Annotated in this window: 13 protein-coding genes; 5 read left to right on the top strand and 8 right to left on the bottom strand. The window is 72.9% G+C overall.

Annotation, left to right across the window (positions count from 1 at the left end; all coding sequences use genetic code 11):
- Positions 1-130: 130 nt before the first annotated feature.
- The gene (locus tag O7605_RS30265; RefSeq protein ID WP_269738909.1) at positions 131-1,459 is read left to right on the top strand and encodes an IS4 family transposase; all 1,329 of its coding nucleotides are present in this window, start codon (positions 131-133) and stop codon (positions 1,457-1,459) included.
- Between the two features lie 136 nt (positions 1,460-1,595).
- Here the strand turns inward: O7605_RS30265 and O7605_RS30270 are convergent, their stop codons facing one another.
- Both O7605_RS30270 and O7605_RS30275 read right to left on the bottom strand, forming a co-directional pair.
- Positions 1,596-2,393, bottom strand: a complete 798-nt coding sequence (locus O7605_RS30270) for an SDR family oxidoreductase (protein WP_269742379.1) — start codon at positions 2,391-2,393, stop codon at positions 1,596-1,598.
- Positions 2,390-3,370, bottom strand: a complete 981-nt coding sequence (locus O7605_RS30275; protein WP_269742782.1) for an LLM class F420-dependent oxidoreductase — start codon at positions 3,368-3,370, stop codon at positions 2,390-2,392. Before O7605_RS30275 ends, O7605_RS30270 begins: the two co-directional genes overlap by 4 nt.
- Positions 3,371-3,471: 101 nt before the next feature.
- Here O7605_RS30275 and O7605_RS30280 point away from each other — a divergent pair, with 101 nt between their 5' ends.
- Positions 3,472-4,335, top strand: a complete 864-nt coding sequence (locus O7605_RS30280; RefSeq protein WP_269742380.1) for a DUF1028 domain-containing protein — start codon at positions 3,472-3,474, stop codon at positions 4,333-4,335.
- A gap of 79 nt (positions 4,336-4,414) precedes the next feature.
- Here O7605_RS30280 and O7605_RS30285 read toward each other — a convergent pair whose 3' ends face one another.
- On the bottom strand, positions 4,415-5,107 hold the full coding sequence (locus tag O7605_RS30285) for a maleylpyruvate isomerase N-terminal domain-containing protein (protein ID WP_269742381.1): 693 nt from the start codon (positions 5,105-5,107) through the stop codon (positions 4,415-4,417).
- A gap of 4 nt (positions 5,108-5,111) precedes the next feature.
- On the bottom strand, positions 5,112-5,999 hold the full coding sequence (locus O7605_RS30290; protein ID WP_269742382.1) for a phosphatase PAP2 family protein: 888 nt from the start codon (positions 5,997-5,999) through the stop codon (positions 5,112-5,114).
- Positions 6,000-6,081: 82 nt separating this feature from the next.
- On the opposite strand from O7605_RS30290, the gene O7605_RS30295 reads away from it, so the two are divergent.
- Positions 6,082-6,807 (top strand): DUF3159 domain-containing protein, encoded by a 726-nt coding sequence (locus O7605_RS30295; protein WP_269742383.1) that lies wholly within the window; start codon positions 6,082-6,084, stop codon positions 6,805-6,807.
- A gap of 279 nt (positions 6,808-7,086) precedes the next feature.
- On the opposite strand, the gene O7605_RS30300 is transcribed toward O7605_RS30295, so the two are convergent.
- Positions 7,087-9,987, bottom strand: a complete 2,901-nt coding sequence (locus O7605_RS30300) for a glycoside hydrolase family 48 protein (RefSeq protein ID WP_269742384.1) — start codon at positions 9,985-9,987, stop codon at positions 7,087-7,089.
- A 965-nt stretch (positions 9,988-10,952) separates the two neighbouring features.
- Between O7605_RS30300 and O7605_RS30305 the strand changes: the two genes are divergently transcribed.
- Both O7605_RS30305 and O7605_RS30310 read left to right on the top strand, forming a co-directional pair.
- Positions 10,953-12,446 (top strand): GH1 family beta-glucosidase, encoded by a 1,494-nt coding sequence (locus tag O7605_RS30305; RefSeq protein ID WP_269742385.1) that lies wholly within the window; start codon positions 10,953-10,955, stop codon positions 12,444-12,446.
- A 60-nt stretch (positions 12,447-12,506) separates the two neighbouring features.
- The gene (locus O7605_RS30310) at positions 12,507-13,742 is read left to right on the top strand and encodes an MFS transporter (protein ID WP_269742386.1); all 1,236 of its coding nucleotides are present in this window, start codon (positions 12,507-12,509) and stop codon (positions 13,740-13,742) included.
- A gap of 26 nt (positions 13,743-13,768) precedes the next feature.
- Here O7605_RS30310 and O7605_RS30315 read toward each other — a convergent pair whose 3' ends face one another.
- The 3 genes from O7605_RS30315 to O7605_RS30325 all read right to left on the bottom strand — a co-directional run bounded on the left by O7605_RS30315 (position 13,769) and on the right by O7605_RS30325 (position 18,217).
- Positions 13,769-14,188, bottom strand: coding sequence for a roadblock/LC7 domain-containing protein (locus O7605_RS30315; RefSeq protein WP_166458711.1), 420 nt, complete (start codon positions 14,186-14,188; stop codon positions 13,769-13,771).
- Complete coding sequence (locus O7605_RS30320) at positions 14,188-16,710, bottom strand: sensor histidine kinase (RefSeq protein ID WP_269742387.1); 2,523 nt, start codon at positions 16,708-16,710, stop codon at positions 14,188-14,190. The genes O7605_RS30315 and O7605_RS30320 overlap by 1 nt, the downstream gene beginning before the upstream one ends.
- A 124-nt stretch (positions 16,711-16,834) precedes the next feature.
- Entirely contained in the window at positions 16,835-18,217 is a 1,383-nt protein-coding gene (locus tag O7605_RS30325) for an FGGY family carbohydrate kinase (protein ID WP_269742388.1), read from the bottom strand.
- Positions 18,218-18,397: the final 180 nt, after the last annotated feature.

The following is an 18,397-nucleotide window of genomic DNA, read 5'->3' on the forward strand; positions in this document are numbered from 1 at the left end:
GGGCGTCTGTCAAGAGCGTGTCGATAGACGAGGGCGGCGGGGTCTCGGTATAGAGGTTTGTCACTCCAAGACAGCCTCTGGACCGGGAGCCCCGCCGTTGGAACAGTGTGCCATTGCTCGGACCGCCACGGTGGCAGCCGGCCGGTTCGCGCCAGGTCATCTGGGTGAGTTGACGCAGCAGGTGCCCTTCGAGATGGTCGATGCCGTCCTGGCGCAGACGCGGGCGGTGCAGGCGCGGGTGCGGGATCTGCCGTCGCGGGTGGTGGTGTATCTGCTGCTCGCGGCGGGGTTGTTCACCGAGTTGGGTTATCGGCAGGTGTGGGCTCGGCTGGTTGCTGGTCTGGACGGGTTGCCGGTGGCGATGCCGACTTCCTCAGCCCTGTCTCAGGCTCGCCGTCGGGTTGGGGACAAACCTTTGGCAGCGTTGTTCCGGCTGGTGGCAGGTCCGCCTGCCGGGGCTGGGCGATGGCGAGGTCTGCTGGTGTGTGCAATCGACGGCACCAGCATGTTCGTGCCCGACAGCACGGCGAACCTCGCGGTCTATCCTCGTCAGGCCGGAACTCACGGCGGCTCGGGCTATCCGATGCTGCGGCTGGTCGCGGTCGTCGTGTGCGGCACGCGGACCCTCATCGATGCGGTGTTCACTCCCATCAGCACCGGCGAGTTGAGCTGCGCCGCTCGTCTGCTGGGCTGTCTGCACCCGGGCATGCTGCTGCTGGCCGATCGGGGCTTCGCTGCCCGCACGATGATCGAGCAGTTCGCCGGCACCGGCGCTGACCTACTCATCCGTGACAAGGACGACCGGCGGCTACCCGTCATCCGCCGCCATCACGACGGTTCCTGGCTGTCGGTCATCGGCACGATGAGCGTCCGGGTCGTCGACGCCGAGATCGTCGTGAGCATGAACGGCAAACGCCACATCGGCCGGTACCGGCTGATCACCACCCTCACCGACCAGCGCCGTTTCCCGGCCATGGACCTGGTCACCCTCTACCACCACCGCTGGGAGATCGAAACGGCATACCTGGAGTTGAAGTCCACCCTGCTGGGCGGACGGGTCCTGCGAGCCCGAACCCCGAACGGGATCAGTCAAGAGGTCCACGCCCTGCTCACCACCTACCAAGCGGTCCGGCTGGCGATGGCTGACGCCACCGCCAGCCGGCCCACGACCAACCCCGACCGGGCCAGCTTCACCATCGCCGTCCACGCCGCCCGAGACCAGATCACCCACGCCGCCGGTGTCATCGCCGACACCGTCATCGACCTCGTCGGAGCCATCGGCCGCGCCGTCCTGGCCGACCTGCTCCCCCCACGCCGCACCCGAATCAGCCCCCGCGTGGTCAAACGCGCGATCTCCAAACACCGCGCCAAAGGCACCATCGACCGCACCACCTACCACGCCACATTCAAGATCAACATCCTCGACGCGGCAGCATTGACAACCAACCCACCGCCCTAACTGAGCGGCGTTGCCGCTAACCCTCACCCGCCTACCGTGATCATGCAGTCGTGGCACCTGACAAAAAGGATCTTCGCCACCTTTCGGGTGCCACAACTGCATGATCGGCGACGCGGTGCGGCGGAGGGATCGGCGATCAGGGGGTGGCTCGGAGGCGGCGGACGAGTTTGCGGAGGCCGGACTGCCAGCCGTCGGGGTCCTCGGCGCGGCGGCGGGTGTAGTCGGCCACCTCCGGGTGCGGCAGGATCAGGAACCGTTCCTCCGCCATTCCGGCGACCGCAGCGGCGGCCACGTCGTCCGGGCTGAGCACGGCGCCGGAGGCCGCGATGATGCGGGCACCCAGGTATCCGGCGGCCAGTCCGTCGGCCAGCATCGGGGTGTCGACTCCCTGCGGGCACAGCGCGCTGACCCGGATGCCCTGGTCGCGGTAGGTCACCGAGAGCCATTCGGCGAAGCCCACGGCGGCGTGCTTGGTGGTGGTGTAGGCGGCGTCGCCGACGGCGGTCAGCACTCCCGCCGCCGAGCAGGTGTGCAGCAGGTAACCACTGCCCCGGGCGAGCATCGCCGGCAGCACCGCCCGCGCGGCGTACACGTGGGCGAGCACGTTGACCCGCCAGGACCGTTCCCACCCGGCGTCGTCGACCTCCACTCCCCCACCGGTGCTCACTCCGGCGTTGGCGCAGAACACGTCGATCCGGCCGTGGCGACGTTCGGTGTCGGCGACCAGGGCGCGTACCTGTTCCTCGTCGGTGACGTCGACCGCGACCCCACGGGCCAGCGGGCCCACGGCGGCGGCGACCGCCTCGGCGGCGGCACCGTCGAGGTCGGCCAGGACCAGGGCGGCGGCGCCTTCGGCGGCGAACCGCCGGGCCAGTGCCGCACCGATCCCCCCGGCCCCGCCGGTGATCACCGCTACCCGGTCGGTGAGGTTCACGCCGCCTCCTTGGCGTCGCGGCCGAGCCGGGCGAGCAGCGTGGTCAGGGCCGCCGGGTCGGTGGCGGTGGCCTCCGGGGTGGGCAGCAGCGCCAGCACCGGCACGTCCACCCCGGCGTCGACGTACCGGTTCACCTGTGCCCGGCACCGCTCGGGTGAGCCGTGCAGGATCAGCGCGTCGACCACCTCGTCCGGGATCGCGGCCAGGGCGGCCCGTCGGTCGCCGGCCGCCCACGCCGTCCACATGCCGGCGAGTGCCTCCTGCCGGCCGAGCCAGCGGTGGAACTCCGCGTACGCGGGTACGGTCAGATAGCTGGTGATCATCCGTCGGCCGAGGGTGCGGGCGTACCCGGCGTCCTCGGTGGGACAGACGAAGATCCGCGCGACCACCTCGAACTGCGCCCGTCGTCGCCCCAGCTCGGCCACCGCCCGGGGCACGTCGGTGGCGGCGAGCCAGTTGAGGATCACTCCGTCGGCCTCGGCGGCGGCCAGCCGCAGCATGCCGGGACGCAGCGCGGCCAGCAGCAGCGGCGGCGGCACCGCCGGCGGCCGTTCCAGGGTGAACCGGCGGACGGCGAAGGTGTCGAAGGCACCGTCGACGGTCTCCCCGCGCAGCGCCGCTCGCAGGAAACGCAGCACGTCCCGGGTGCGCCGGAACGGTTCGGTGAACTCCACGGCGTTCCAGTCGGAGACCACCACCGGCGACGACGCGCCGATGCCGAGGGCGAACCGGCCGGGGGCGACGTCGGCGAGCGCGGCGGCGCTCATCGCCAGCAGGCCGGGTCCACGGGTGAACGCCGGGGTGATCGCGGTGCCCAGCCGCAGCCCGGGTTGCCAGGCGGCGGCCAGCGTCAGCGGGGTGAACGCGTCGGCCCCGTTGACCTCGGAGGACCACACGTCGGTGAAACCGGCGTCGGCGAGGGCCGCGTACACCGCGGCGTGGTCAGCGAGCGGGATCCCGCCCATCGGCACCGTCATTGCCCATCGCGTCGTCATCGGTCGATGGTGCCCGGCCCGGCCTCGTCGGGCAAGGTCATGGTGACGGTCGCAGGACCGTCACCAGCGCTAACCTGTCCAGCGTGACCTTCTCCCTGGTGGCCCGCTCCGACGACGGCCGACTGCACGGCGTCGTCGTGGCGAGCCGGTTCCTGGCCGCCGGCGCCCTGGTGTCGGGGGCCGCGGCCGAGGTCGGCGCGATCGCCACCCAGGCGCACGTGAACCTGGCCTACCGGCCGCAGGGGTTGGCGCTGCTGCGGACCGGCGTGACCGCCGCCGGGGTGGTCGCCGGCCTGGTCGCCGCCGACCCGGAACGCGATCACCGGCAGCTCGGTGTGGTAGCCGCCACCGGGTCGGGTGCCACCTGGACCGGAGTGCACTGCCGGGGGTGGGCCGGTGGGCAGGCCGGCGACGGCTGGGCGGCGCAGGGCAACATCCTCACCGGCCCGCAGGTCGTCGACGGGCTGCGCGACGCCTGGCTGACCGGTACCGACCTGCCGTTCCCGCAGCGGCTGCTGGCGGCGCTGCGGGCCGGCGAGGCCGCCGGGGGTGACCGGCGCGGCCGGCAGAGCGCGGGGCTGCTGGTGGTGCGCCGTGGCGGCGGGTACGGCGGCACCGGCGACACCATGATCGACCTGCGGGTCGACGACCATCCCGATCCGATCACCGAACTCGACCGGCTGCTCGCGGTGCACACCCTGCTGTTCAGCCGGCCCGATCCGGCGACCCTGCTGGACCTGACCGGTGCGCTGGCCGCCGAGGTCGCCGGCCTGCTGACCGCGCTCGGGTATCCGGCCGACCCGGCGGAGCCGGAGGACGCGTTGGTCGCCTGGGCCGGGTTGGAGAACCTGGAGGAGCGGCTGGCGCCCGGTCGGATCGACCCGGTGGTCCTGGCCCACCTGCGGGCCGCCGTTCCGCACGTGCCGGCGCCGCGCACCGCCGCCTGACCCACCACCCACCGGCCGCGTTCCGGCTATCGGGCCGGTGGCGGCTCGCGCGGGCGGGTGCGCGGCGGTCGGACGCCGGTCAGCCGCCGAAGGCGAGCAGCCGGATGCCGGCGGTGTCGAGGGCCTGCTGCTCGGTCCGGCTGCGCGGGCTGCGGCCGGTGGCTTTGCCGATCAGGGTCAGCTGGTCCCAGCCGAGGTCCGGCGGTAGGGCCTGCCCGCCGGTGAGCAGGTCGGCGATCACCCGGGCTGCGGTCGGGGTCAGCCACGGTGGCCGGTCCAGCGCCTCGGCCAGGTCGAGGCCGTGCACGCCGACCTCCACCACCCGGGTACGCAGGAACTCGGTGACCGTCATCGCGTCGCCGTGCCGGGTGCGTACCACCCGGTCGGCGGGGTGGGCGTCGACCGCGGTGAGGGTGGCCCGCCAGGCACGGTCGAAGTCCGTGGCGAGCACCGTGCCGGTCCGGCCCGGCGATGGTCCGGCGTCGCCCGCGGCGGCCTGATCCCGGGCGGCGGCGATCCGGGCGGCGTCCACCGCCGGGAGGAACTTCGCCGCGCCGAAGTAGCCGGCGGCGTCGACCTGGGCGGGGCCGGGCGCCGGGGCGGCCAGCATGTCGGCCAGCCGGCCGGCTCCGGTGCGCACGTGGGCCAGCAGGTCGGCCACCGTCCACGGCGCGCAGCGGGTCGGACGGTCCAGGTCCGACCGGTCGAGGGTGCGCAGTACCGTGCCGAGCCGGTCGCACTCGTCGTGGAAGGCCGACCGTACGGCGCCCATCGGCTCAGCCCTTGTAGCGGGGGACCAGACGGTGCACGGCGGTGAGTACCAGCGCCATCACCACCGCCATGGAGCCGGCGATGCCGGCGGCGCTGCCCGCGTAGCCGACGAACAGCGGACGGCGGGACAGCTCCGCCGCCGGGGTGGACCGCAGCCCCACCAGCCACCACAGGGCCAACGCACAGCCGGCGATCGCCAGCAACCCGCCCACGCCCAGCAGCAGGGCGGTGAGCCGGTGCGCGTCGCCGGCCGCGACCTCCGCCCGTTCCCGTTGGGTGATCAGCAGCAGCAGGCCGGCCAGGGCTGCCCAGACGCCGACCACCAGGAACGCGGCGACCGCGTCGCTGGGCCGGTGCCAACCCGCCGACAGGGTCGCCACCCCGGCGGTCGCGGCGTAGCCGGCACCGATCACGGCGCCGGCGGCCCGCACCTTCGGCGGCAGTACGAGGACCAGGGCCACCGCCACCGACCCGGCGACCGTGGTGTGCCCGCTGGGCAGGCTGTTGCCGACGTACACCCGTTCCAGGTCGATGCCGTAGTCGGGGCGGCTCAGCCCGTACTTGAGCAGTTGGGTGGTGACGTTGGCGCCCGCGATCAGCAGGGTCGCCGCGACGGCGAGGGCGACCCGACCCCGGATCAGCGCGATGAATCCGATCATCACGGTGACCGCCAGCAGCGACACCACGGACATGGCGTTGAGGATCCGGTCGACCGGCTCCTCGATGTGGTCTTGGCCGATGCGGTTACCGGTGAGAGCCACCGTGTCGATCCACTGACCGACCTCCGTGTGCAGGGCGAACCGCCAGACGGCGATGAAGGCCGCCGTCTGGATGAGGGCCAGCACGACCAGCCAGACCGCTGTACCACCCCGGGGCGTCACGCGCACCCGCACAACTTAGCGGCACGCTCGCGGCGTCCGGCCGCTGGCCCGCCCGTGGCGTGGCGATAGGTTGGCCGCGGGTGAAGGAGGGCACGTGACCGGTACCTCGGAGCGGGACGCCACCACGGTCGGGCGGGGCGAGTCACTGGCCGATCTGCTCGGTGGGCGTCGAGGAGCCGTCGACGCCACCGTGCCGCCGGTCGCGGTCGCGGTGGGCTGGCTGGTGGCCGGTCGGTCGGTCCTGGTCGGGGTGGTGGCGGCCCTGGTCGCCGGGGCGGTGGTGGCCGGCTGGCGGTTGCGCCGTGGTGACCGGCCCCGGTCGGTGCTGGTCGGGCTGCTGGCGGTCTGTGTGGCCGCGCTGGTGGCGGTGCGCACCGGTCGGGCCGAGGACTTCTTCCTCGTGCAGGTGCTGGCCAATGCCGCCAGCGCGCTGGCCTGGGCGGTGAGCATCATCGTCCGGTGGCCGCTGCTGGGGGTCGTCGTCGGCACCACGCTGGGTCAGCGCGGACGCTGGCGACGTGACCCGGCGCTGCTGCGGGCGTACGGGCGGGCCAGTTGGGTGTGGACGGGAACCTACCTGCTGCGGGTGGCGGTCTTCGTGCCGCTGTATCTCGGCGGTCACGTGCTCGCCCTGACCGCCGCCCGGGTGGGGCTGACCTGGCCGCTGGTCGCGGCGGCGTTGGCGGTGAGTTGGGCCGTGCTGCGCCGGTCGCTGCCGGCCGGTCATCCGGGGCTGCGGCACCCGGTGCCGCCGCCGACCGGCCCGGCCGCGAGCCGGCCGGACACCGGCGAGCCCGACGCGTCGGGGCTGGGACAATAAGGGAGAGGCCGCCACGGGGGGAGCGGCCTCTCCGGTGATGTACGTTACTCCGTCCCGGGCCGGGTTGTGATCCCGGGGCGGTCACTTTTTTTCGCTATGTGCGCGCCGTGCCCGGCGGCTCGTCGGTGGTGGGGTGGGCCGACCGCTCCGCTGCGTCGGCCAGAGGGCCGACCCACCCCGGCCTGACCGTGGGTGTCAGGCCGTCAACCGGACCTGCCTCTACCCCCGAGGCCCGGCCGGCGCCTCCGGGTGGGTCAGTGCCCACCCGGAGGAGTTCGTTCAGCCGTTGGGGAACAACTTCCCGTAGTCGGCGTAGGCCATGGCGACGTCCGCCTGGGCCCAGAAGCGGTGGTAACGGAACTCTGGCTCCGGCCCACCGTCGAGGTACGCCTGCACCTTCGGCCACGCCGGGTCGTCCTTGTAGAACGACCGGATGTCGACGAAGCTCTTGCCCGGGGCGATGACGTCGCCGTTGGGCATCTCACCGGTCCAGCCCGGCGGGATGTACAGGCCCTGCCCGGTCGAGGCGTCGTAGACGTCGTCGAAGCGCCGGTAGTCGCCACGCTTCTCCACCGTCGAGACACCCTGGGCGTCGCTGTGCGAGTGCAGCGCGTCCAGCAGCCCCTTGGCGGTTTCCTTCGCCTCGGTGTTGCCCGACTTGGCCGCGTACGCGATCAGGGTGCGGGCGTAGGCGGCGGCGACGCCGACGTCCTGGCCCCGGTTGATCACCTCGACGTGCAGGTTGTTGTTCGGCTGCGGGTTGGTCGGGTTCCAGTTGGTGGGCTGGCCGGTCCATTCCATGTCCGACGGGATGGACCAGTCCTCACCCAGCGTGGTGTGCTCGATCGCCCACGGCACCCACTTGTCCAGCAGCGCCTTGGCCTGGGCGTTGCCGCTGACCAGGTACAGCTCGGCGATGCGCTGCATCGACCAGGCCTGCATGCCGAACCACTGGTTCGACGGCGGGTCGTTGTAGACCGGGTCCTCGTCGTAGAACATGCCGTAGAAGGTGGCCGTGCCGGCCGGCGGCTGGCCGTAGTGCCCGCCCCAGCTGTTGGTCGCGCCACCGGCGATGCCGCCCTCGGCCGACTGGAGCCAGGTGTAAAGCTCCAGTTGCCGGTTGAGGCTGTTGGTCCAGTCCGCCGCCGCGGTCGGCGAGCGCGGCTTGAGCTCGTCGACGTTGGTCAGCGCCCAGGCCGCGAACGGGTTCTGGTAGCCGAAGTGGCTGTGGCTGGAGCCGATCCGCCAGGACCAGTTCTGGCTGGTCTCGTACGCGCCGCCCCAGGCGTAGTACCAGGACAGCAGGTAGTGGGCGGAGGTGCGGCCGGAGCCGGCCGGGCAGGCGCTGGCCCCGACGCAGTTGCCGACCCGCTTGAAGTACTTGTCGAACAGGGCGTACCGCAGGTAGTCACCCATCTTGGCGGCCTTGGCCACGGTGGCCGCGACGTCGGCTGCCTTGTTCTGCTCCTTGGCCCAGGTCAGCGCCCAGTACGCGGCCTGCACGGCGCGCGCGTCGGCGTCCGGGGCGTTGGTGTACTTCCACTGCTTGGCGGGGGCCTGCGACTCCTTGATGAACAGGTCCAGGTAGCCGTACTGGCCACCGTGGGCGAAGGTGTCGCAGGACGGCTGCGGCACGGTCTCCCACACCGACTCCTGGGTGCCCCGCTGGAAGGTGTTGATGTACGCGGGGCGGGTGGTGCCGTCGCCGCAGCGGCCGTAGCCGTAGACGTTGTCGACGTCCAGCAGCCAGTGCATGCCGTAGACGGAGCCGGTGTTGTAGGTCGACCGCAGTTCCGCGCGCAGCGGGTCCTGGCCGACCGGCACGTTCGAGTCCAGCTGCGACGGGTACTGGCTGGGCAGGTCGTGCTCGGCGGCGTAGGTGGCGTCACCGGCGGAGCCGGCGGTCGGCTGGTCGGCGTCGGACGGGATGATGTAGCGCTCCATCACCGTCCAGGCGTTGTTGAACGGCGTCCAGTTCTGGGTCACCCGACCGTAGTAGGCCTCCAGCCACAGCCAGAAGCTGAACGCCTCGGAGGTGGTCTCGTGGCCGTGGTCCGGCGCCTCGACGATGAGCGTCTCGATGGAGTGGTACGGCACGCCCTCCGGGCTGAAGTAGCCCGCGTTCTTGATCTTGTTGTACTGGGTGAGGAAGCGCTGCACGTACTCGTCGTCCCCGCCGGGCACGTCGTTGTCGATCTCGGTGACGGTGACCGTGGCCGGGGTGTGGCCGGTGGCCGAGGCGGTGACGGTGGCGGTGCCACCGACGGTGTCGGAGTCCTCCGCCGCCCGGACGGTCACGGTGACGCCGGTGTTCCAGTTCGACGTGGTCAGCGTCGCCGAGGTCGGCGTGACGGTGACGTCCGCGTCACCGGTCCGCGCCAGGCTCACCGCGACGTTCGCGGAGGGCGCCCGGCTCAGCTTGAGGTTGAACGTCGAGCTGCCGCCCTCGGGGACGGTCACCGCGGTCGGCGTGGCGACCAGGGCCGGCGAGGTGGAGGCGGCGACGGTGAACGACCGCTCGGCGATCGCGGACAGGCCGCTGTTGTCGTACGCCCGGGCCTGCACCGTGTAGTCACCGGCCGGCAGGCTCTCCAGGGTGTACGCGTACGGCGCGCTGGTGTCGGTGTTGACCAGCAGGCCGTTGCGGTAGAACTCGACCCGGGCGACGGTGCCGTCCGGGTCGCTCGCGGTGGCGGTCAGCGGCACGGTGGCCGGGGCGGTGAACGGGCCGGCGGGCACCGACAGGCTGACCGTCGGGGGTTGCTGCGCCGTACCGCCACAGGTGACCCCGTTGACCGAGAACGAGGTCGGCTTCGCGTTGGTGCCGGAGTACGAGCCGTTGAAGCCGATGCTGGTGCTGCCGCCGGCCGGGATGTTGCCGTTCCAGGACTCGTTGACGGCGGTGACCTCGTTGCCGCTCTGGCTCCACCGGGCCGACCAGCCCTGGGTGACCCGCTGGTTGCCGGGGAAGGCGAACTTCAGGGTCCAGCCGTTGATCGCGTCACCGGTGTTCCGGATGGTGACGTTGGCGGTGAAGCCGTTGCTCCAGTCGTTCGTCGTATAAACCACGTCGCAGGCCGGTGCGGCCTGTGCGGCGGCGGCGGGAACCGTCGCCCCACCGATCGCCAGCGCCGCGGCGGCGAGCCACGCCAGGCGCCGACGTCTAGCCAGGTTTCTCATCTGCGCGGTGTCTCCTCGGACCAGGCCGGTGGCGATGGCGCCCCGGCGGTGACACCTCGGGAACGACAGGTCCGCCGAGGTGCCAGTGGATGGTGGTCGCTGCGGCCCGGGTGGGGCCGGCGCGGCGGGGCACCGTACGGGACGGCAGCTGCTCCCGCTGCTGGCAGGACGCCGTACCGGACGAGCCGGAAGCCCTCGGCGACCCGCGCTCACGCGTACCTTGGCTCCGCGCGGTCGATCGACAGTGTGCCATGGAAGCGCTCCCAACACCAGCGAGTGAGCTTCCGGAAACACCGACTTGTTTCGATCTCGTTTTGGGGCTTTCACAAAGCCGTGACGGGCGTTACAGTCGCAGCAACGTCGATGGGAGCGCTTCCATCGACAGAGTTCCACCCGGAATATCGCCCGGGGTCGTGCCCACGGCTCCGGGGAACAGACCACAGGCCGACGGCGGGCCAGCCCGGACACCGCCGTCAGCCGTCACCCCACCACAGTGGAGGGAGGTGGATCCTCAGCCACTCGCGTGGCCCGGCTCCCGCGCGACACGCACACTGGGACGCCAATCCGAACGTGCGTGTACCGCAACACGGTGGGGACGGGGGTTGCCCTCCCCCGTCCCCACACTAAACCCCCGTTCACGATGGGAAAAGAGGCCGACGGGTCAGACGCGCACCACCCGCGCGCCCCGCACGGCAGTCGACCCGCCCGCCGACCGCCATCCGCGACGCCCCGCCGACCGCCCGGGCGCGCACCACCGGTCCGCCCGCGGCACTCGGCGCAACCCGGTCCCGCCGCACCAGCTACCCGACCGGCACCGCGCCCTTCCCCACCCACGTCATCCCGCCACCGAAGCCGTCCGCCCCACCCCCTCGTGACGACTCGGCCCAGCGGGGACCGCCTACCCTCTACCCTTCTTGGGAGCGCTCCCGGGCGTAGGCGGTCGTCCCCATCCACGAGGAGAACCCATGTCGATACTCACCAGGCGGCACCTGCTGCGCCGCGCGGCGCTCTCGGCCACCGCCGCCACCCCGGTCAGCGCCGTGCTCGGCGCCACCGCCGCAGCCACCACCGCCACCGGTCTCGCCGGCTGCCAGACCGGCGACCCGGCCGACGACACGGCCACCGCGTCGTCCCCGGCCACCCGGCGTTCCTTCCCGCCCGACTTCGGCTGGGGTGCCGCGACCTCCGCGTACCAGATCGAGGGCGCCGCCAAGGAGGACGGGCGCGGCGAATCGATCTGGGACACGTTCAGCCGCACCCCCGGGCGTACCCGCAACGGTGACACCGGCGACGTGGCCGCCGACCACTACCACCGATATGCCGAAGACCTCGATCTGATGCGCGACCTGGGGCTGCGCAGCTACCGGTTCTCCATCTCCTGGCCGCGCATCCAGCCCGACGGAACCGGCGCCGCCAACCAACGCGGCCTCGACTTCTACCGTCGCCTCGTCGATGGCCTGCACGAACGCGGGATCGCCCCGATGGCCACGCTGTTCCACTGGGATCTGCCGCAGGGTCTGCAGGACACCGGCGGCTGGGAGAACCGCGACGTCGCCCAACGCTTCGCCGACTACGCCGCGATCGTCTTCGACGCCCTCGGCGACCGGGTACCGGTCTGGCTGACCATCAACGAGCCGAAGACCGTGGTGCAGAACGGCTACCTCTTCGGCCATCACGCCCCCGGTCGGCAGGACCCCGACGCGGCGTACCTGGTCGCGCACCACCTCCAGCTCGCCCACGGCCTCGCCGTCCGTGCCCTGCGCGCCACCGGGGGGAAGAGCCGCATCGGCCCCGCCTTCAACCTGCACCCCTGCTATCCCGCCGACGACTCGGCCGCCGCCGCGGAGGCCACCCGCCTCTTCGACGGCTACGAGAACCGCCTGTACCTCGACTCCGCGTTGACCGGCAGCTACCCGGCCGACGTGCTGGCCGACCTCGGACCCGACAGCCGGATGGTCCGCGGCATCCGCGACGGCGATCTGGACATCATCTCCACCCCGATCGACCTGCTCGCCGTGCAGTACTACACCCCGATCTACGTCACCGCGTCCGGCGGCACGACGCGCCGCTGGCCCACCTCGGAGGCGGAGTGGCAGCAGATCTACCCGGACGGGATGTACGACATCCTGACCCGGGTCACCCGCGACTACGGGCCGATCCCGCTCACCGTCACCGAGAACGGCCTGCCCACCGCCGACGAACTCGGTGCCGACGGCACCGTCGAGGACGACGGCCGCGTCACGTTCCTCCGCGACCACCTGACCGCCGCCCACCGGGCCGTCGCCGAGGGCGTGCCGCTGGAGAGCTTCCACGTCTGGTCCCTGCTCGACAACTTCGAGTGGGCCGAGGGCTACGAGCAGCGTTGGGGACTGATCTACGTCGACTACCCCACCCAGCGGCGGGTGTTCAAGCGCAGCGCCCACTGGTACCGCCAGGTCATCGCGGACAACGCGGTCTGACCCGCCCGCCTCGGCGGCGGCCCGGCTTCGGGCCGCCGCCGAGGCACGTACGATCCCCGCATGCGTGATCGAAGCGGGTTGGGCCGGCCGTTCTGGACCTTCTGGAGCGCGGCCGCGCTGGCCAACCTCGGCGACGGCATCCGGGTCGCCGCTTTCCCGCTGCTGGCCGCCGCCCTCACCGACGACCCGCTGGCCGTCGGTGCCGTCGCCGCGGCCCAGTTCCTGCCGTGGCTCGTCTCCGGTCTGCTCGCCGGCGCGCTCGCCGACCGCCGAGGGGCCCGCACGCTGCTGGCCGCCGCCGACACCGGCCGCGTCGTCGTGCTGGCCGCGCTGGCCACCACGGTCGCCCTGGGCTGGGCCACCATCGCCCACGTCGTCGCCGCCGCGTTCCTGCTCGGCGTCGGCGAGACCATCCGGGACACCGCCGCCCAGACCGCCGTGCCCAGACTCGTGCCCGACGCGCAGCTGGAGAAGGCCAACGGACGCCTGGTCGCCGGGGAGATCGTCGGCAACGAGTTCGTCGGTCCACCGGTGGGCGCCCTGCTGTTCGTGCTGGGTGCCGCCATCCCGTTCGCCGTCAACGGGGCCGCCCTGGCGCTGGCGGTGATGCTCGTCCTCTCGCTGCCGCTGACCCTGGCGCACCGCGCCACCCCGGACCCCGCCGACGCCCCGCCGGCCACCGACGGTGACGGCGTCCTGGCCGGCCTGCGCTGGCTCCTCCGCCAGCCGATGATGCGTACCCTGGTGCTCGTCACCGCCGCCGTGGCGGCCGCGGACACCGCCTGGTTCGCGATCTTCGTACTCTACGCCCGCGACGCTCTCGGCCTCGGCGCGTTCGGTTTCGGTCTGCTGCTGGCCACCGGCGCGGCCGGTGGCCTGCTCGGCTCGTTCGCCGCCGACCGGGTCCTCGCCCGCTTCCACCACCGGTCCGTGCTGACCTGGTCGATGGCCGTCACCGCCGGCGTGCCGGTCCTGTTGGCCGTCGTCGGGCACCGCGCCGTCGCGGTGGTCGTGGTGGTCACCACCAGCGCCGCGTTCGCCGTGCTCAACGTCGCCGCGCTGTCGGTACGCCAACGGCTGGTGCCGGGCGGGCTGCTCGGGCGGGTCATCGCCGCCTCCCGCCTGGTCACCTACAGCTGCACCGCGCTGGGCGCGCTGGCCGGTGGTGCGCTGGCCGCCCGGGCCGGCATCGAGGCACCGTTCCTGTTCAGCGGCGTCGTCGCCGTGGCCGCGACCGTCGCCTGGTGGCTCGCTTCCCGCCCCACCACTCCCGGTGCCGGGCTCGGCCTACGGTAACGGCCGGCAGCCGCCGCCCCGCCGGCTCAGCGGGGCAGCGCCTGCTGCAGTTCGGCGCGCAGGGCCGGGGTCAGCATCTCGCCGGCCTGCTTGGCCAGCCGGGCCATCTCGTAGCCCACCACGCCGATGTCCGCGTCCGCCGCCGCCAGGGTGGCCAGGATCGAGCCGTCGCGTACCTGCATGACCAGGAAGTAGCCCCGCCCCATCTCCACCACGGTCTGCTTGACCACGTCCCCGTCGAACATCTGGGCGGCGCCGGCGGTGATGCTCATCAGCCCCGAGGTGACCGCGGCGAGCTTGTCGGCGTGGTCCCGTGGCAGGTGGTCGGATATCGCGACCAGCAGCCCGTCGGAGGAGACCACCACCGCGTGCGCCACGCCGGGCACCCGCTCCGCGAACGCGCTGACCAGCCAGCTCAGGTCGCGAGCCTCCTGCGACAACGTCATCACTTCCGTCCTCCTTCGCTCCACGCCCCGAGCGGTGGCACGGGTATCTCGGTGGTCTCCTCGGCCTCGGCCCGCCGCACACCGCTGTACAGCCTGGACAACATCCCGCCGACGGCTTCCGGGTCCGGATCGTCGCGGGTCGGCTGCCGCTGCTCCGGGCGGGCCGGCTGGGTCACCGCACTGAGCTGCGCCATCGGCACCCGCATCGGCAGGCCGCGCTCGTTCGTCCCGGCGGTCACCGGCACGGCCGGCGGTGCCGGTGCGCCGGCACCGGCCGCGGGGACCGCCGACGTCGGTCCCTCCCGCGACCACCAGCCGCCACCGCCGCTCGGCGGCACCGCCGCCGGGGCGAGTACGTCCTCCGCGCGTACCGGCACCGGATGGGCCTGGCGGGGCACCGTGGTCGGACGGCGTCCGGCCACCGGCAGATCCGCCGGCCCCGGGTCGGCCGGGGCGACCGCGGCCGGGCGAGGTGTCGCGACCGGCAGCCCGCGCGGCGACGGCACCGGGTCCAGGCTCGGCGGTGGCGCCGCCGCGAGCAGCGGACGCGGCAGCCGTACCCGGGCCACCAGCCCACCGGCACCGCCGTGCAGCCGCACCTCGATGCCGTGCCGGGCGGCGAGGTGACTGACCACGAACAGACCCATCCGCTCGACCGTGGCCACGTCCGCCGCCGGCGGGGCGGCCAGCACCGCGTTCGCCTCGGCCAGCGCCGTCGCGCTCATCCCGAGGCCCTGGTCGGCGATCTCGATCACCGCACCGGGTCCCTCCACCCGGGCCATCACCTGCACGATGGTGTCCGGCCGGGAGAAGGCGGTGGCGTTCTCCAACAGCTCGGCCAGCAGGTGCACCAGCTCACCGACGGCGTGCCCGACCACGTGCAGGTCCGCCACCGCCTCGTGTCGCACCCGCTGGTACTGCTCGATCTCGGCGCTGGCCGCCAGCAGTACCGCGCTCAGCCCGATCGGCCGGTTCCACCGGCGGGTCGACTCGGTGCCGGCCAGCACGAGCAGGCTCTCGTCGTTACGGCGCATGCGGGCGGCCAGGTGATCGAGCTTGAACAGGTTCTCCAGCTGCTCGGGGTCGCCCTCCTCGCGCTCCAGGTCGTCGAGCAGCTCCAGCTGCCGCTCCACCAGCACCTGACTGCGCCGGGCGAGGTTGACGAACATCGCGTTGACGTTACGGCGCATGTTCGCCTGCTCGACGGCCACCCCGACGGCGCTGCGGTGCACCGCGACGAACGCCTCGGCCAGCTCACCGATCTCGTCGAGGGACCGCACGACCGCCGGCGAGACGTCGATCGGCGGTACGCCACCGGAGACCGACCGCAACCGGGCCAGCGCCTCGGGCAGCTCGATCTGCGCGATCCGCAACGCCTGGGAGCGCAGCAGCCGGATCGACCGGGCCAACGACCGACCGATCAGCACCGAGATCAGCACCGCCACCAGCAGGACCGTGATGATCACGCCGACGACCAGCAGCGTCTCCCGCAGCTGGGTGTCGCTCGCGTCGTCGGCCTGCCGCGCCGAGGCCGCCAGCACGCTCGCCTCGAAGCGCTGCAACAGCTCGTGGCGGGCCTCGCTGGCCGTCCACCACTGCTCCGCGTCCAGCACCGCCGACCCCGACACGCCCTGCGCCAGCGCCTGTTCCTCCATCCGGGAGGCGGCGACGAAGGCCGGATCCAGACTCATCTCGTCGTAGCGGTTCACCTGTGCGGTCGTCGCCGCGATCCGGAACGCGCCGAGCGCGGTCAGCTGGCGCGCCCGCAGGTCGGGCAGCTGGGCCGCGTCCTCGGAGTCGTAGCTGCCGGCCCGGGCCGCCGAGTACAGCTCCGCCCGGACCCGCGAGGAGAGTTCCTTCGCCCGGGCGAACTGCACGTAGCGCAGCACCGCGTCGGCCAGCTCCGGCCGGTCGGCGCCCGGCGTCGGCTGGGCGAGCAGATTCAGCAACGCGTCGATCGCGCGGTGGTAGTTACCGATGATGGTGTCGTCGGTGAGCAACACCGTGGTCATCGTGTTCCGGATGTAGTCGACCTGCTGGTACGCCTGGGAGGCCACCACGTAGACGTCCCGCCACGAGGCGTCCGCCTCGGCCAACGGCTCGGCCGCCGCGCGCAGCTCCGCCGCCGCCTGGTCGGCGGCGTCACGGTAGGGCTGCAACACGGCCAGCCGCTCCTCGCCGGCCTCCTCGTCGGCGGCGTCACGCAGGGCGGGCAGTTCGCCGGCCGTGCGGTCACGCTCCAGCTGCAACCGATGGGTCAGCGCGGTGATCTCGCGCCCGATGCCGACCTGCGCGGCGAAGTCACCCAGGACGCTGGCCCGGCCGACCAGGCTCTGGGTCTGCACGCCGGCCAGCACCAGGAAGGCGACCGACGGGATGACCAGCACCGTGGCCAGCTTGGTGCGCATCCGCCAGTCCTGCAGGCGCAGGGCAGAGCGACGCCGGTGGGGTACCACCCGGACGTCGAACCGACGCCGGCGGTGCTGCGACACCCCGGGCGCCTGCTCCGGTCCTACACCCACCCGCTCCTCCTCCCCCACGCGTCCGCCGCGGTCCGGGGAGCGCGGTCCATCCAACCAGGCCCGAGAGCAGTGTCAACGCCCTGCCCTTATGAACGGTTAAGGAAGGGTACTGCCGGTCGCCACCCTATGCCGAGGTCGCCGAGTCTTGATCATCCGTCCGGCCGATGTCGGCGACCACCACGGCATCGGCGATCCGGCCGGTGGCCACCAGCGCCGCGCCGGTGGCCCCGATCTCCGGGTGCCGCGCGAACCGGACCGGCCGGGGAGCCAGCACCGCGGCGAACGCCTCCCGCCACCACGTCGAGGCGGCTATCGCGCCGCCACCGAGGACCACCTCCACCGGCCCGCCCACCGTGGACTCGAGCACCACCAGATCCTCGACGACCTGCTCGCACACCCCGTACATGAGCCCGGCCAGCATCTCCACCGCGGTGGTGCCGAAGCCCAGTCCGCGCAGCTCGCCCAGCCCGGCCGGGCGGATGCCCGGCGGACGGTCGCCGCCGAACCGCACGTTGGCCGGCCGGCCGCCGTCGGGCGGCAGCAGCGCCAGCGCCTCCTCCAGCGCCCGGCCGGTCGGCAGCCGTAGCTCCCGGTCCGCCCAGGCGAACAGGTTCCCACCCGAGGAGTACGCGACCCCGGTCACCACATGGTCGTGGTCGACGCGGTAGCGCCACAGCCGGTGCGGCAGCACGGTCGACCCGGCGGACGTCGGCATCCGCTGCAACAACCGGACCGCGGAGGACGTACCCACGGTCACCGCCGCCCGGGTGGGATCCACACAACCGGAGCCGACGTTCGAGGCGGCACCGTCACCGAGCGGTGGCGCCCAGCGGGCCCGGGCCAGTGCCGGCCACCGCCGGCCGTACTCCGCGCGCAGCCCGCCGTGCCAGTCGCGGGGGGCCAGTTCGGGCAGATCGGCGCCGTCGCTGCCGGCCAGGGCGCGTGCCTCCGGGTCCCAGTCCAGGGTGTGCAGGTCCAGCAGGCCGGTGCCGGACGCCTGTGACATCGACATCGGCGCCTCGGCGAGCAGCCGGCCGAGCACGTACTCGACCAGGCCGGTGAAGCGGGCGATCCGCGCCCCGGTGCGGGCGCGCAGCCAGGGCAGCCGCACCGACCAGTAGCAGCGGTGCCACCAGGTGCCGGTGCGCTGGTGGAAGGCGTCCGGGTCGGCCGGACCGACCGCCGTCGCCGGCGGCTCGGGCCGGGTGTCCAGCCAGGTCAGCACCGGCCCGAGCGGCTCGTCGCCGGCGCTCAGCGGCACCACCGAGTGCCACTGGCCGCTGACCGCCACCAACTGGACTCCGTCCAGCCAGCCCTGCCCGTGCAACTCGTCCAGGCACTCGATCAGGCAGGCCAGGTAGGCACGGGCGTCGAGGGTGCCGGCACCCTCGTCGTCGACGGTGACCACCATCCGGCGACGGGCCAGCGCCCCCGGCAGCGGTTGCGCGTCGTCCAGCACGAGCCCACGCACCGAGGAGGTGCCCAGGTCCAGCGCGAGAATCTTCATCGCGGGTCAAGGTACCCGGTGATCCCCACGGCACAACGCTGGCGCGCACCGGGTCCGCCGATCGGCTTCCACGACGGCCGTCCGACGCGTAGGGTGTTCGCATGCTCGCGCGACTGACCTGCTGGTGGCCCGCCGACCCGGCGGCCCTCCCCCGCGCGTAGCTTCAACCCACGCGGCCGC

The organism is Verrucosispora sp. WMMA2121 (assembly GCF_027460185.1).
GTDB lineage: Bacteria > Actinomycetota > Actinomycetes > Mycobacteriales > Micromonosporaceae > Micromonospora > Micromonospora palythoicola.